Genomic DNA, 13,964 nt, shown 5'->3' on the forward strand with positions numbered 1-13,964 from the left:
CGGTGATTGTTTTAGTTTCGATGCGAAGAGGTTCGGCGGCAAGCTTTACTTTGACTATGATGGACCGTGATGTATGTCGTCGGACTACCCAACAGGGTCGGCTACGAGTCACTTCCCCGGCCTCTCTGAGATCAAACGGTCGAATGCACGTTACCTCTTCGCGATTTCGGTGCTGTCGACGGGGTCAGCGGAACGCGTCACAACCGGTGAAGTCCAAAAATATCTGGACGTCACACCCGCCAGCGTGACAGAGATGCTCGCCAAGCTCGACGAGCGAGGGTTTGTCGACTACGAGAAGTATCGGGGTGTTCGGCTCACAGACAACAGCGAAGAACTCGCATCACGCATCGCGTGGCGGTTCTGTGTTGTCACCAGCTTTTTCGACTCGGTCTTAGACACGGCTCTCGAAGACCGCACGGCGTTCGACATCGGGTTCACACTTCCAGAGAAGGGTGTGTATCGCCTTCAGGAACGGGTGAACACACCGTGTCTCGAAACCTGTCCTGAATCCAGACGGTCCGATGCTGCCTGTTTGGTGTAGTGGAGCACACTACCGTACACCGAGAAGGCCATCGGCGGTGTTACGGCCGCGCTTAGCGAATTTAATCGTTGGTCGATACCAATGGAGCTGTCCGTCCTCAACTACCTGAATCAAGGAGAGCCAGCCAACATGTTGTGAGTCAACGTCGAAGTGAATATATTCGGAGACACACCGACGATAGTCCCGATCGGAACCTAATGGCATGGGTACGATTCCAGCGAACGTAGAGACGAACAAACAACCGCCGATGACGGTTCCTCTCCGTCACTTCGTTATCGGTCTGGGGTTCCTACTACTGGGCGGGGTCGTCGGCACGCTCGTACTGGTGGATGTGCTACCCGGACAACCGACGTTAACTCACGTCCACCTCTCACTGGTCGGGTGGGTCTGTGTGACGATTATGGGTGCGATGACGCAGTTCGTTCCGGTCTGGTCGGGGGCGTCGCTCTACTCGGAGCGGTTATCGACCGTTCAACTCTGGCTGCTCGTAGCCGGACTTATCGGCTTCGGTACTTCGTTACTGCTCGGCCAGTACGGTTGGTTCCCGCTTTTTGGCGGGACTATGCTCACTGGCTTCTGGGTGTTCGTCTACAATATCGCCCGAACACTGGGAGGGGTTCGCCCGTGGGACGTCACGGAACGACACTTCGCGATGGCGCTCGGATTCTTCGTGCTCGTGACGTTCCTCGGCGTCGTTCTTGCGGTCTCGTACACGCATCCGCTGTATGCGAACACCCCATTCACACAAGGGTCTCTCCGAATGAGTCATGCGACACTCGCAGTATTTGGAGCGGTATTAATCACTGTTCTCGGTGCGCTGTATCAGTTGGGGACGATGTTTACTCAATCAGACCTCCATGGAATCGACCACTCGCTCCGACGCGTCGAGGAGGTCGGATATCCGCTCGGGGTGGTTGTATTAGCGACGGGTCGGTTGTTCGAACACACCTTCGTTGGACGGGTCGGGTCACTACTCGTGGTTGCTGGTCTCTTCTCGTTCAGTATCATCCTCGCGCGTCGACTCTACGAGACGAGTGTCGACTGGACCCCGATGCTCAGGCGTTATGCTATCGTAGCCGGTGCAATGGCTATCTGGTCCGTTCTCGCTTTTCTCAAGTGGATTCAAGACCCCATATCACCTCGCACGCTGTTCGGTTCTCCGGAGCTCGTCCACCTACTCTTCTTGGGAGTTATCGGCTTCGTCGTCCTCGGTACTCTGTATCATATCGTCCCGTTCATTATCTGGGTGCATCGCTACAGCGACCTGCTCGGTCTCGAGGACGTCCCGATGATCGACGACCTCTACAGCGACCGACTCGCAGCAATTGATTTTGTACTCGTTCTCTTGGGGAGTGGTGTACTCGTCGCTTCAGAATGGGTCTCACTTCCGTGGTTCGTGACGGTCACCGGCGGTGTACTCGTCGTGAGCGGGTTCCTGATTTTTATCACGAGTATGCTTCTGGTCATCCGAGAACATAGTCCACATTCGATTGTGGAAATCGTTGTCCCAAAAATTGTGGAGAAACCGGAGGAAGAGTCTATCAACAGGCATCAGAATACTCAAAAATGACCACTCCGTGTCAGTTGACGGGTATTTAGTATCCGAATCGAACGCTGAGCGGCCGCTTACGCTCGTTGAACTGTACTCAATTATGACAGACATACCCCTGTAATGGAAAGGTTAATATAATTCTTTCAAACTTCCTAGAACATATTCGGGGATCCGCTTATACTCTGTATTTCCGAGAGTGTGAGCTGCGGTGGTTGGTGACTACGACTGACCGTCGTTAATCGCCACTGGGGACGAGATTCGTAGCCTTCCACGTGTCTCGCGACCAGACACCGCTCTGGAGATCGAGCTCATCGTTCCATTTCCCGACGACAGTCGAAACAGCCAAATCACCAGTGACGTTGTTCATCGTCGCAACCCGCCCGAGTATCGGGTCGACTCCGGCGACGAACCCGACAACCGCTAGTGGGAGCCCGACCTGTGTGAGAATTACGGTGAGCATGACGATTCCAGCACCTGGAACGCCAGCAGTCCCAATACTGACGAGAACGGCTACGATCAAGACGAAAGCCTGTTCGGTAAGTGCGAGTGGTTGCCCGACGACGTTCGCAGCGAACATAACGGTGATCGCTTGCCGAATCGCAGCACCGTCCATGTTTGCAGTTGCACCGACTGGAAGTGTGAACGAATATACCCGTTCGGAGATACGCAGATCTTCGTCCGCGTTCCGCATCGTGACTGGAAGCGTCCCGCTGGACGAACGAGTGGCGAAGGCGGTTACCATCGCGTCTTTCGCACCACTGAGGAATGCAATCGGGGACACGTCAGCGATCAACCACATCAAGAAGACGAGATAGGTGAAGACGATATGGATGACGATTGCAATGGCGACTGCCAATACGAGTTCACCCAGCGACGAGAACACCCCAATGCCTTCGGCACCAATTCCAGAAGCCATCAACGCGAAGACACCAAGTACGCCGAACTCGAGGACACCTCGAACGACCACGAACATTGCCTCTGTGCCAATCTCGAACGCTTCAAATACCGAGTCGACACCCTCTGCAAGTTGTTCTTGTTGGTCTCGAACGTAGGTCAGGGCGATACCGAACACGATGACGAAGAACACCGTCGCAAGCAGATTACCATCTGCAAGCGCCGATACGGGGTTGCTTGGCACGATACCGAGAATTACGTCCATCAACGATGGCGGTGCTTGCGATTGAGCTTCACCGCCGACGAGATCGAGTCCCCGTCCGGGTTGGAGTACATTCGCAACTACAAGGCCAATACCTCCTGCAATAGTCGTTGTTATAGCGTATAGCCCGACTGTCGTCCCCCCAATCTTTCCGAGCTTTGCCGGCGAGAGTTGCCGAATGCCGGTGAGAAGTGTGAAAACGATGATAGGGATGACGAGCATGTTGAGCAGTCGAAGGAAAAGGTCCCCCAACGGCCTTACGACGGTCATTCGGTCGCCGAACGCGATGCCAGCTACTGATCCTAATATAAAAGCGGTGAAGATGCGCCAAATGAGTGGAATTGAACGATACCGATGCCACAATCTGGTTCCGAGATTTACCATATTGTACGGAACCTATTGGAAACCTAAAGATGCGTTCGTAACGTCCGTTCATGCAGGTGTCTGTGATATCCCGCTCTTTCTTGGATAGCAATTGGGTGCGGGTTTTTGTTGGAGTTGGTAGTTAATCGGGGCAGACAATTCGAACAACTACTTGAAAAAGCAGCAGAGCCACGAGTATTCACAAGAAAGTACTCCCCTATCGGCAGTAGCCGGCGGTAATTTTTTCTTGTTTCCAGCGACGGTTGACTGGACTCTCGTCTTTTTGATTACGTAGTGTCACCGGCCGCCAGTTCGAACGTTTCAGAACGATTGCGAGTGCTCCGTTCGGTCCATCTCTGAGAGACCTCAGATAGACGAGACAAACGGCTCAGAACCGTCTGAAAAGCGGAGCTTATCAGTATTCTCTGTGATTTGTCGCGCACCCCGTAAACGAATATATCAACCAATACGCCGACAAGTCCGAGTCAACCACCGATGGTGAGTGTATCCCCCACTCCCATTGGATGACCCGCCTGACTGAACCCCATCGACAACGAGTGCCCCCTCATTCCCACCGCTTCATGGGGGATACAGGCGTACTTGACGATTCCTTCCTGTTTGGCCATGTGTTTGAAGTATAGGATTCGTCGGTCTCTCTGGCTCGAACCCTACTGCTTCGTTGACGATGTTGTGGGGACCCGCCCTCGCCAGTCCATTTTCAGACTACTGTCGTATTCGGTTCGTCGGACGGCTGCAGACACAGGAGTCACAGCACTCACGGCGGAACCTGCTGTCACCGCACTTGCGGCACCGCGCAGGACTGTTCGTCGACTGACGATTGGGTTGGAATTTGATTTTAGCATCGATGTGTCTCACTTGTGATTACTGCTGATAACCAGAGTACTGCATCAGGTGGGAGAAGGTATCTGTCTTCATCGCACCTTTGTAGACAACCCCGGGAACATCTCACCGGGGTAGACGTTTCCGCTCATGACGTGATTGACCTTTGAGCCCGACCGTACGTTCACTTGTGCCAAGAGTGATTGACATCCAGCAAGTGCTGCTGTTCCGACGCCGGCGATCGTCGCGAGGAATCCATGCCGCGACAGGCCCGTACCAGGTGCTCCAAAACGGTCTTTCATTGGCCACATTAGCCGAGAAAAATTACAAATATCGGGTGAGGCTCGTTCTTGTCGAACGAGACCTGAACAAACATGTTCGTTGAATGCCGTATATCACTGGCCGAGTACGGTCACTCGTCGTGACGGTCGCGTGCCCACAGGAACGAACCGAACGCGAGAGGCGAGAGGAATGCGGCACCGAGACTTCCGAACACTGCGAGTTGGCTAGTCGTTACCTCGTAGACGCCTTCGAAGACGTCACCGACGACAATTGCCCCTTTCATCCCGTTAGTGATGTGGGGCTCACAGGCGTATTTACTGATACCAACGCCGTCGAAGACCAGCCCCCACTCCCCGGTGGATTGTGACGGACTGGTGTATTCTCTATCGGTAGCTGTGAATCCGTGGGGACCGTCGTCACCTACCCACTCCCAGATGACGCGAGTACCCGGATCAATAGTAACAGCTGGCGGAGAGAGTGCAAAGCCCCCGCTGTTACCGTTTGCTCCGACCTGAATACGAACCTCTTCGCGTCCACGCATGTCGACAGTTCCGTCGAAGTTATCGACATCGTCGAACCAGCCTTCGTAATCTGGTTCTCGAGGGACGTATTCGTAGTCCGGTTCAGGGGTTGGAGTCGGTTTCGGTGTCGCCACAGACACTTCGACGTCACCGACGAGCACTGCACCCTTCATTCCCATCGCCTTGTGCGGAGTACACGCATAGAGAGACACACCCCCGGTATCGAATGTGTGTTCGAACGTCGCACCCGTGGTCGCGACCATTTCGCTCCCGTAGGTGCCGTCCTCTGCGACGACGTTGTGGCTTCCACCGTCTCCCGTCCACTCCCAGACGACTGTCGCCCCTGGGTCGATTCGGATTGCCGGTGGACCGAAGGCGAAGCCACCGCCGTTTCCCTCCGCACCGACTTCTACTGTCACACGTGCTTTCCCGCGTTCGTCCGTGATACCATCGTAATTCGAGACGTCACTGAACCAGCCCGTGAGGTAGGGTTCCTGTTGTGCAGCAACTGGAGGCATCGAACCGATTGACGCCCCCCCGACAGTGGCCACTGCTGCTGCCTTCAGGAACCATCTCCGGTTGACATTCGTACAGGTATCGGTAGATATCATGTACGTCAGTAGTTGTGTGAGAGATATAACCGTAGAACTCGGTTCTCAAATCGTGGGATAGAAAATATCGATATATACTGTCTCTTCGCTATGTTTAGCCTGAGAGAGATACTTATGACGTACACTACGACTCGACGGCGGGTACTCCAAGCGGCAGGACTCGGTGGGACGATGGCGTTGGCCGGTTGTACTGTCGGCACACCACCAGACAACAACGTACAGGCAAGTCCACTCCAACTCCAGATGGACACGGAACTCGGGCCAGCAAAGCCCGTAGATGCCAACCGTATCGCGGCTGACCCCCGCGATATCCCTGCACCGATCACCCGAACGTCACCGGAGACAGTATCGGTGGAACTGGAGACACTCGAGCAAGTTGCCGAAGTCGAACCTGGCGTCACGTTCACGTACATGACGTTTAACGGACAGGTCCCCGGCCCGTTCATTCGAACACGCGTAGGGGACACTGTCGACCTCATCATTCGCAACCACGAGGACAACTCGATGGTTCACAACGTCGACTTCCATGCGTGCCGTGGTCCCGGCGGCGGGGCAGAAGCGACGAACGTCGCCCCGGGAGAGGAGAGACAACTCCGGTTCAAGGTGACATATCCCGGAGCGTTCGTCTACCACTGTGCCGTCGCGAACGTCGACTACCACATCTCCGCGGGGATGTTCGGTATCATCCTCGTCGAACCGGAAGAGGGTCTTCCCGAGGTAGACCACGAGTTCTACCTCGGACAGCACGAGCTCTACACGAACGGGAAGACGGGACAGAAGGGCCACCACGAGTTCGACTTCACACGAATGGCGATGGAGGACCCGACGTACGTCCTGATGAACGGTGAGAAGTACGCAATTACGCCGGACAACTACGCCGAGATGAACGTGAAGACCGGCGAGACTGCCCGCATTTTCTACGGGGTTGGAGGGCCGAATCTGTTCTCGAGCTTCCACCCGATCGGCAGCGTCTGGGACGAAGTCTGGGAACAGGGTGCGCTTGCCAGCGAACCGATGCGCTACGTTCAGACGACTCCTGTCCTCCCGGGAAGTGCCTGTGTCGCGACGATGTCGTTCCCAGTGCCGGGTGACTTCAAGCTGGTCGACCACGCGCTCTCACGGGTCGCACGGAAAGGAGCGCTCGCAATCATCACCGCTGAGGGCCCAGAAGATACCGATGTGTTCGACCCAGTTAGGTAACTGTTGAGCGACACAGTGGATCCGAACCCCCGTCTACGTGAACATATCCGGGAACAACCATAGGTCGGGTCCCACCGTACGCTATCGTATGATCGGATTCCCATCCCCCTTTGGTGGTTCCAGCGACGACAGCGGTCTGTTCGACGAATACGACGAGTTCGTTCCAGAACACCTTCCTCAGCCGGGGGTGTTCCTCAAAGGCCACCGTGTACTCACCGACGGTGAACACGTCACCTTTCATAAACTCACGCAAGAACTGTTCGAGGAACGAAAAGTCTATGACATGACGTTCAATTACAACTTGGCGCGTTTGAACCTCGATACTCGCCACAAAAGCGCCGGCTACCGATATGCGGAAGAGTCGGACGACCAGTCCGTGCTCCGGGCCGAATTCACGCCCACGACCCCGTTCTGTCCGCAGACGCACACACTCACGATTGGTTCGTTCCGTGCGTGGAACGGCCTCTCAGACCGTCATGACTACGATCTCGTTCGGGTTCGGGCTGCACGGATGCATCACCAGAGCGATGCAATCAACGATCAACTCGAAGAACTAGAAGAGAAGTTTCTCTCGACTGGGTCTGTCACGTACGTTCCCGACGGAGACGTCGGTTCTACCCCGATGGAACGCGCGAAGCAGAACGAACGGCCGAGCCGTGGCGGTCCAAACGCCTCCTTCTGAGAAGGGTCTCGTAGCCGATCGGTCGAACGGTGATACGTCGGTTGCTCGCGGGGTCCGGGTCCTTACAGATTCGGGCCAATCGTTTTTGGCACTGGTCCCTTCGTTCAACGTATGACCGACCTGAGACGCCACAGAATTCCAGACAATGTTAAAACGGGCGGATGGACGCTCGCCGTAACCGGAACTGTAGACACGCCACTCGAACTCTCTCGACGCAGCTTCGATTCGTACCCCACTGAAACGTTCGAAGGCGACTTCGTCTGTGACGAGGGATGGGTCGCCGAAGACCTCACGTGGCGCGGCGTCCGCGTCAAGCGACTCTTCGACCACGCTGGTCTCCCAGAGACCAGCCGGTACGGACTGGTCCGTTCGATGGATGGGGAATACGCCTGTTCGTTTCCCCTGAATCGGCTTGCAGAGTCGGTGCTCGCGTTCGAACTCGGTGGTGAGCCACTTGACACCGAACACGGTGGTCCGGCACGGTTGGTTCCGACCACTGACGACCGCGACTGCTGGGAGAGTGTCAAATGGGTCTCCGAGATCGAAGTGCTGGAACACGTGCCGACAGAGGCCGACACGGCCAAAGAAATCGCGTTGTCTCGCATCGAGTGAGTTCTTTTGGGCACAGTCGAGGGGAGATATCTACAGTAGCGTTTGCAAGTCAATGGACACCCGCCCGTCCCACCGCGTACAGTCGGATGTACAACCAGTCAAAACGCTATACAATCGCGGACGTATCCCGGAGCGGCGTCGTTCGTTCAGTCAACGACGTACGACTGGTGAGCACCGCGAGTCTGCATGTCCACGAAGTGATGTCGCGTCGCGTCACCGACGGTACCAGCGAAAGAGCCGTGTTCATCATCGCCGTACACCTCGTCGGCACCGCGGAGATCGTGTGCTACGAGTCGGTCCGCGACGTCCGACGGGACTCCGCTGTCACCCCTGACGTCGACGATCACGAGGCGGTCGGTGAAGCTCTTCGCGAGGAACGCGTCGTCGATGTCGCCGTGAGTTCGTAGTTCGGTTGTTAACTCGCGGAGCGCAGTTGTTCGGTCGCCCATCGGGTGATGGTCCGTATCGGTGAGTATAATACTTGTGTGCGAACGTCTTCGGTGCGCCGAATTTACGTGTTCAGGTCGCAGCTGAGATTCGGCATGAATTCTCACCACCCTGATTCGCTGGTCAAAACGGGTTTTTTGACCATCTACGTCCCGTGGTGGAGATATTCGGGCGAAAACATACGACATCGCACTCAAGACGTTGAGACGATGGAGCTCGAGACGTCATCAACCGGGTTTCAACGGCGTGTCGTTCGTACGGCTGGAACGCCGCTCGAGACCCCCACGGCCGGTACTGAGACATTTCGAATCAGTGGGCTGATCGAACGGCAGACACGGGCAGAATTTGGTATTACTACGTCACTGCCAGAGTTAGATAGTGAGCCCTCTAACCCTCCAAGCGAGAATCACGACGTTACCACGGACCACGAGAGTAGGTATGTCTGATCCGTACGCCGGCCGGGAACCCGTCACGACACATCGACACGAGCGACCATGGGTTGCCGATCTCGAAACCCCAGACCATGCTCACAATCGGCAACTGACGGTCGCAGAAGCAGTGGACGCGGTCGAGCAGACGAGTCCCGGTCAGTTTGTAGACCTCGTGACACACGAACGGCACGGCCACCCGTCGTCGTACCTCGATGAGTCAGTGCGTTCAGTAGAGAGACACGTCGATATCATCGACGAGGGGAGGTGTTCCTGTGGTGGATACGTGACTCGTATCACGGTTAGCTCACCAGATTGAATGACACGCCGTGGGTCTCAGTACGCTCGCTTTCCTTGGAGACGTATTTCAGTCAGAGAGCACTGAAATTTCGGTTCTCTGTCCGCGGTTACTACGACGGTACTCTTTCAGAACTTGCCCTTCGGCTCTGTGCAGAATCTCGCTACAGGTCGACTTCGCGATGTTCAGGTCATCGGCGAGGTTCACGAGTGTCGTCCGCCGTGGCGTGTCGTAGTACCCGCGTTCGATAGCCTCGTTGAGTAACCACTGTTGTCGGTCGGTCAAAACAGAATCCGATTCGACTTCTTGTAGAATGCGTTCGACGGTGTACTGAATCCCGAATTTGTCGAGCGTCTCTCCGAGGTCAGATAGCGTCTTTTGCGGGATTGTTGCTTCGAGTGACATTTTTCCATCTCGAACCTCGAAAGGCATCTCTAAGGGAACTCCCGAGTTCTGTAACGAAGTCAGCAACAACGGTGCGTCTGTTTCGACCTGGATACAGCACATCTCTGGGGTAGTTTCGAAGACCGTCAGATCGGTCACAGAGTCGTACTTTCGAAACTCATCACAGACGGTGTTGGGATCTTCATCAAGTATCTCGATTCGAGCGACCCCAGTCGTCGCGTTCGCAGTAGCCGCGAGCACGCGGAACCGCGTGTTTGGATAGGCTCGAGATATTTCGCTGATCCAGACTGACTCCGGTACCGTAATCGTGAGTTGTACGTAGGGCATGATTTGAACCGCCGTTCAGGCGTTTGGTCGCGTTTTCGACCGAGTCGTACCGAACGACTTCACGTACTGTTTTAGGCACACCTAAAAATAGGTTTGTAGGAACATATTCGGGTTGAGTTTAAGCCACTTAACAGATGACACGATTTTACACGGTGCTCAACTCGGGAAACATCCCGAATACTACGTACTGCGAGAACAGTTCCAGCCTCCCTCTCGGCGTATTATATGTCCGGATGCGAGTCCGGCTCCTCGGGATGTCGCTCCGAGAAATGGTTACGCATTACTTCCAACGAGCGTCGTTCCCGTTCGTGGCGGTCCTCCGGAAATACTTCCTCGACACCCGGTGGGATTTCTCGACCACGTTCTGTAAAGTACCCGGCGGGAACGCTCCAATCGAACGCATACGGTGCGTCGGAATCCTTGAGAAGTCCGACAGCAACTTCTGCTCCGTGGCCGGCAGCGATAGCGGCTTGCAATGGTTTTCCAGCCATTCGTCCGGCTACATAGATACCGTCGACACTGGTCCGACCCGAGGAGGTTGCCTCGACAAACTGTTTTCCTTCTTCGGTGACCGTTTCGACCGGAAGTTCTCGCAGATAGTTGAATCGCCCGGGCGTCGCGACGAGAACTCGCTCACCTCGGTACGCCCATTCGTCAGAGTCGGCCGTTTTGACGACGAAACCGGTCTTTGGATGTCTGTCCACGTCGACAACTTCGTTATCGACCCACTCACAGCCCGCCCGTTCGGCCTGCTCTCGCATGAGATCGAGCAGCAGACGAGGATTGACACCGACCGGGAATCCGGGGAAGTTCTCCAAGTGCGCGTTCCGTCTCAGGATGGACTCGCCGGCGTCGAACACGGCTGTTTTCAGACCTGCGCGAGCTGTGAAGCTACCTGCGGTCCGACCGGCGATACCGCCACCAATTACGAGAACGTCGTAGTCGCTCACAACAGACCCGTACGCCCACCGATACAAAACAACTACCACGAATCAGTTCGGGGTGTGCCGTCCTCGTCGACTATTTTGAGCTTCCCGTGTGAGCGTGAAGTGACGCTCGTATTCGACTCCGATACGTCGACCAGATTTCCAAACCACCCATATATACGCGTCCATCGTGTACCCCCAGATGTGAGTGTAGCAGATGCGTGAAAGCCGGTATATCTTGTGAATATTCACCTATGTCATCGAATCCGCTTTCCGAGGCCTTGGGGCCGGGCTTCCAGACGGTGTTTGAAGTATTAGCCAACGAACAGTGTCGAACTATGCTCAAGAATCTCGACCGACCGAAGACCGCGAGCGAACTCGCCTCGACGTGTGATCTCCCTCGTTCGACAGTGTACCGCAAACTCGAACAGATGGTTGACGCCGGTCTCTTGGTCAAACACGAAGACGGAAGCTCGGAGACGAGATACACAATCGACTTCGACGAAGTCGTCGTCAGACGCGGGCGGAACGCTCTCGAACTGAATGTCGTCCCGAAGCGGCGTTCAGCGTCAGAGCAGCTCTCGGAGCTGTGGTCGGGCGTCACGGCACAGACCAAAAGCGACTAATCAGAGAGTTCGTCGGCGACGAGTCACTTACTTGAGAGCGATGGTTCGAAGTCACCTTCCGCCAATCCACGGCGAACCGGGTCGTGTTCGGCATCGGTCGGTGGCGGCGTCGTCACCAACAACACCTCCAATCTCGAATCTTCGTTCGCTCGTACCCCACGTTTCGTCCCCGCCGGAATGGACACGATGTCACCGGGCGTGACGCGGTGGTCAGTCTCTCCTTCGCGGACGAGTCCGCTTCCAGACCGAACACTAACGACGAGGTCGCTCGACGGTGCATGAACGGGGATGAACTGCCCGGGTTTGAAAAAGCCACAAATGACTTTCGTGCGGCCGGTCAGGAACGCCTCGCTGGCGAAAAATCGGTCTTCGTCGTACGTCCGTTCGGCGTCAAAGTCGACTCGTGGCATTCGATTGGCTTATCGCGTGTCCGACCGTTCACAATTCCCCCGAATACATTCGGGTGGAACTGTTTTACCCTCGACTATCTACAACGAGGTAATGAGCGACGTGCCCACGCAGTCGACAACAAAGCCAAAGGCTAATATTCGAGACCACAAGCAGCGTGTTTTCGACTCGAAACGGAAGGTTTCGACTGGTCTCCGATGACAGGAGCGAGCCGAAGTCGGTGGTCGCGGCGATTCATCATCGCGAGTGCCGTGTTTTTCGTCTGCTGGCGACTCGGTGCAACGGTCGGCATCACCCATCGTGTTGAGGTCATCCTCGCTCTCTTCGGGTTCGTCTCCCACGTTGTCTTCGGTATGGCCTATCTGTTAGTTCCCTCGTATTTCGGGACGACTCTCTCTACCGACACTATCCCACCAGTCCATTTCGTGGCAGCCACGTTGGGGACTGTACTGCTTGCATTCTCTGCAGGTTCGGTCGGTCCGACGTTTGTAGAAACTCTTGGGGCACTCGTTTGGGGGAGTGGTGTTGCAGCGTTCGTCGCTGCGCTGTTGTGGTCGGTTCGAAACGAGGTCCGACGCGGGGAAACGGGAACGAGTTCTCACAGGGAGAGCTACGAGTGGGTAGACCAGTATGCAAACCGGTATCTCATCATCCCGTTCGCCTATCTCGCGGTTGGGTCGTACGAACTACTTGCACGTACGACAATCCTACCAGGGCTCACGGACGGCTATTTTCCGCGAATCACACACTTGATAGCCGCGGGGTTCGCAGTCCTTCTCGTTTTCACGCTCGGGGTTCGTCTCAGTCCTCGGTTCCTTGGTGTTCCGGTATCGAAAAAACTCGCCGCAGTCGTCCTCCCCGCCGGTGCAGTTGGACCAGTATTCGTTGCCGCCGGTCTTGGTGGTGGTCCACTTTTTGTCGCGGGGGCGGTGAGTGAAGCGATAGCGTTCGTCGGCTTTGCAGCGTTGTATCTCAGTGTGTTCTTCCGGTCAGACCGCCGGCGGGTCGGAACAGAAAGTGTTCTCGCAGGTGTGATTGCTGGTGTTGTGGGGGTTGCTATCGGTCTTACGATGGCCCTTTGGAGCGTACTTGAAATACCTGCGCTTCCACCGGGGACGCTGGCTGCACACCGTCAACTCAATCTCCTCGGTTTCCTCGGTCTCGTCATTGTCGGATTTACCTTCCTGTTTTACCCTCCGTCTGCGGGTCGGTTTCGTGGGGCGAGCGAACGGACTGCCCAGCTCATAATCGCTGCACTCCTCGCTGGGCTCGTCCTCTCGGTCCTCGGCCGAATCGCTGGTATGTCTCTTGTAAGTGCTCTCGGAAATGTGGTCGCACTCCTGGGGTCGCTCGGATATGGGTATTTACTAGTAAGCCTCTTGATCGAGATTGGTGCACGTCGCACGCCGTGACCGGAATATCGGTGTGATATCTGTGTCTTTGCAAGCGGTTGCGGTGGCGCACACATCTTCAGTCGTTACTATTTCAGAGAGATAGTGATGTGCCACTCGTCGTCTTCGACCTGAGTCGTCTGAAACTCACACCCACGCCGTTTGAGGACATCGTAGAGTGGGACCGGTTCGAAGCTATTGACAAGAAGAAGTGAGTCACCCGCGCTCAACTCACCGATTGCAGACATGATATGGCCGAACGGTTCACCGTCTATATCTCTGACATCGAGTCTTTGCGTCTCACCGGTGGTTTCAAAGGAACCCATACTGACACATATATCACCAATA

General features: G+C 55.6%; 15 protein-coding genes. 8 read left to right on the plus strand and 7 right to left on the minus strand.

All coding sequences use genetic code 11. The features are described from left to right. Positions 1–73: 73 nt before the first annotated feature. Positions 74–541, plus strand: a complete 468-nt coding sequence (locus tag C438_RS02695; protein ID WP_004967709.1) for a metal-dependent transcriptional regulator — start codon at positions 74–76, stop codon at positions 539–541. Between the two features lie 202 nt (positions 542–743). Continuing rightward, positions 744–2,111 (plus strand): hypothetical protein, encoded by a 1,368-nt coding sequence (locus C438_RS02700; protein ID WP_049917684.1) that lies wholly within the window; start codon positions 744–746, stop codon positions 2,109–2,111. Positions 2,112–2,328: 217 nt separating this feature from the next. On the opposite strand, the gene C438_RS02705 is transcribed toward C438_RS02700, so the two are convergent. After that, the gene (locus C438_RS02705; protein ID WP_049917685.1) at positions 2,329–3,633 is read right to left on the minus strand and encodes a dicarboxylate/amino acid:cation symporter; all 1,305 of its coding nucleotides are present in this window, start codon (positions 3,631–3,633) and stop codon (positions 2,329–2,331) included. A 1,231-nt stretch (positions 3,634–4,864) separates the two neighbouring features. Beyond that, the gene (locus C438_RS02710) at positions 4,865–5,866 is read right to left on the minus strand and encodes a halocyanin domain-containing protein (protein WP_152421736.1); all 1,002 of its coding nucleotides are present in this window, start codon (positions 5,864–5,866) and stop codon (positions 4,865–4,867) included. A 114-nt stretch (positions 5,867–5,980) separates the two neighbouring features. On the opposite strand from C438_RS02710, the gene nirK reads away from it, so the two are divergent. The 3 genes from nirK to C438_RS02725 all read left to right on the plus strand — a co-directional run bounded on the left by nirK (position 5,981) and on the right by C438_RS02725 (position 8,360). After that, the gene (gene nirK / locus C438_RS02715) at positions 5,981–7,066 is read left to right on the plus strand and encodes a copper-containing nitrite reductase (protein ID WP_049917686.1); all 1,086 of its coding nucleotides are present in this window, start codon (positions 5,981–5,983) and stop codon (positions 7,064–7,066) included. Positions 7,067–7,154: 88 nt separating this feature from the next. Further along, positions 7,155–7,748 (plus strand): hypothetical protein, encoded by a 594-nt coding sequence (locus tag C438_RS02720; RefSeq protein ID WP_004967715.1) that lies wholly within the window; start codon positions 7,155–7,157, stop codon positions 7,746–7,748. 111 nt (positions 7,749–7,859) lie between these two features. After that, positions 7,860–8,360: a molybdopterin-dependent oxidoreductase gene (locus C438_RS02725; protein WP_004967716.1), complete on the plus strand. Its 501-nt coding sequence runs from the start codon at positions 7,860–7,862 to the stop codon at positions 8,358–8,360. A 146-nt stretch (positions 8,361–8,506) separates the two neighbouring features. Here C438_RS02725 and C438_RS18850 read toward each other — a convergent pair whose 3' ends face one another. After that, a complete protein-coding gene (locus tag C438_RS18850; protein WP_083899924.1) occupies positions 8,507–8,809 on the minus strand; it encodes a hypothetical protein in 303 nt (100 codons plus the stop codon). Between the two features lie 436 nt (positions 8,810–9,245). Between C438_RS18850 and C438_RS20300 the strand changes: the two genes are divergently transcribed. Further along, positions 9,246–9,554, plus strand: a complete 309-nt coding sequence (locus C438_RS20300; RefSeq protein ID WP_004967718.1) for a CGCGG family putative rSAM-modified RiPP protein — start codon at positions 9,246–9,248, stop codon at positions 9,552–9,554. 48 nt (positions 9,555–9,602) lie between these two features. Here the strand turns inward: C438_RS20300 and C438_RS02735 are convergent, their stop codons facing one another. Next, the gene (locus C438_RS02735) at positions 9,603–10,265 is read right to left on the minus strand and encodes a helix-turn-helix domain-containing protein (RefSeq protein WP_004967720.1); all 663 of its coding nucleotides are present in this window, start codon (positions 10,263–10,265) and stop codon (positions 9,603–9,605) included. Positions 10,266–10,486: 221 nt separating this feature from the next. Then, a complete protein-coding gene (locus tag C438_RS18860) occupies positions 10,487–11,215 on the minus strand; it encodes an NAD(P)/FAD-dependent oxidoreductase (RefSeq protein WP_004967721.1) in 729 nt (242 codons plus the stop codon). A gap of 230 nt (positions 11,216–11,445) precedes the next feature. Here C438_RS18860 and C438_RS02745 point away from each other — a divergent pair, with 230 nt between their 5' ends. Then, positions 11,446–11,817, plus strand: coding sequence for an ArsR/SmtB family transcription factor (locus tag C438_RS02745; protein WP_049917688.1), 372 nt, complete (start codon positions 11,446–11,448; stop codon positions 11,815–11,817). 23 nt (positions 11,818–11,840) lie between these two features. Here C438_RS02745 and C438_RS18865 read toward each other — a convergent pair whose 3' ends face one another. Beyond that, a complete protein-coding gene (locus C438_RS18865) occupies positions 11,841–12,227 on the minus strand; it encodes a cupin domain-containing protein (protein ID WP_004967723.1) in 387 nt (128 codons plus the stop codon). Positions 12,228–12,422: 195 nt separating this feature from the next. Between C438_RS18865 and C438_RS18870 the strand changes: the two genes are divergently transcribed. Beyond that, entirely contained in the window at positions 12,423–13,637 is a 1,215-nt protein-coding gene (locus tag C438_RS18870; RefSeq protein ID WP_004967724.1) for a hypothetical protein, read from the plus strand. 68 nt (positions 13,638–13,705) lie between these two features. Here the strand turns inward: C438_RS18870 and C438_RS02750 are convergent, their stop codons facing one another. Further along, positions 13,706–13,942: a DUF2249 domain-containing protein gene (locus C438_RS02750; RefSeq protein ID WP_004967725.1), complete on the minus strand. Its 237-nt coding sequence runs from the start codon at positions 13,940–13,942 to the stop codon at positions 13,706–13,708. Positions 13,943–13,964 lie beyond the last annotated feature (22 nt).

The sequence above is a fragment of the Haloferax denitrificans ATCC 35960 genome (assembly GCF_000337795.1).
Classification (GTDB): Archaea; Halobacteriota; Halobacteria; order Halobacteriales; family Haloferacaceae; genus Haloferax; species Haloferax denitrificans.

What these genes read in the sequence shown, in the direction of transcription:
- C438_RS02725 (WP_004967716.1), top strand. Translation starts at nt 7,860, where the DNA reads ATGACCGACCTGAGACGCCACAGAATTCCAGACAATGTTAAAACGGGC.
- nirK (WP_049917686.1), top strand. Translation starts at nt 5,981, where the DNA reads ATGACGTACACTACGACTCGACGGCGGGTACTCCAAGCGGCAGGACTC.
- C438_RS02710 (WP_152421736.1), bottom strand. Translation starts at nt 5,866, where the DNA reads ATGATATCTACCGATACCTGTACGAATGTCAACCGGAGATGGTTCCTG.
- C438_RS02750 (WP_004967725.1), bottom strand. Translation starts at nt 13,942, where the DNA reads ATGGGTTCCTTTGAAACCACCGGTGAGACGCAAAGACTCGATGTCAGA.
- C438_RS18850 (WP_083899924.1), bottom strand. Translation starts at nt 8,809, where the DNA reads ATGGGCGACCGAACAACTGCGCTCCGCGAGTTAACAACCGAACTACGA.
- C438_RS02735 (WP_004967720.1), bottom strand. Translation starts at nt 10,265, where the DNA reads ATGCCCTACGTACAACTCACGATTACGGTACCGGAGTCAGTCTGGATC.
- C438_RS02695 (WP_004967709.1), top strand. Translation starts at nt 74, where the DNA reads ATGTCGTCGGACTACCCAACAGGGTCGGCTACGAGTCACTTCCCCGGC.
- C438_RS02745 (WP_049917688.1), top strand. Translation starts at nt 11,446, where the DNA reads ATGTCATCGAATCCGCTTTCCGAGGCCTTGGGGCCGGGCTTCCAGACG.
- C438_RS18865 (WP_004967723.1), bottom strand. Translation starts at nt 12,227, where the DNA reads ATGCCACGAGTCGACTTTGACGCCGAACGGACGTACGACGAAGACCGA.
- C438_RS02705 (WP_049917685.1), bottom strand. Translation starts at nt 3,633, where the DNA reads ATGGTAAATCTCGGAACCAGATTGTGGCATCGGTATCGTTCAATTCCA.
- C438_RS18870 (WP_004967724.1), top strand. Translation starts at nt 12,423, where the DNA reads ATGACAGGAGCGAGCCGAAGTCGGTGGTCGCGGCGATTCATCATCGCG.
- C438_RS20300 (WP_004967718.1), top strand. Translation starts at nt 9,246, where the DNA reads ATGTCTGATCCGTACGCCGGCCGGGAACCCGTCACGACACATCGACAC.
- C438_RS02700 (WP_049917684.1), top strand. Translation starts at nt 744, where the DNA reads ATGGGTACGATTCCAGCGAACGTAGAGACGAACAAACAACCGCCGATG.
- C438_RS02720 (WP_004967715.1), top strand. Translation starts at nt 7,155, where the DNA reads ATGATCGGATTCCCATCCCCCTTTGGTGGTTCCAGCGACGACAGCGGT.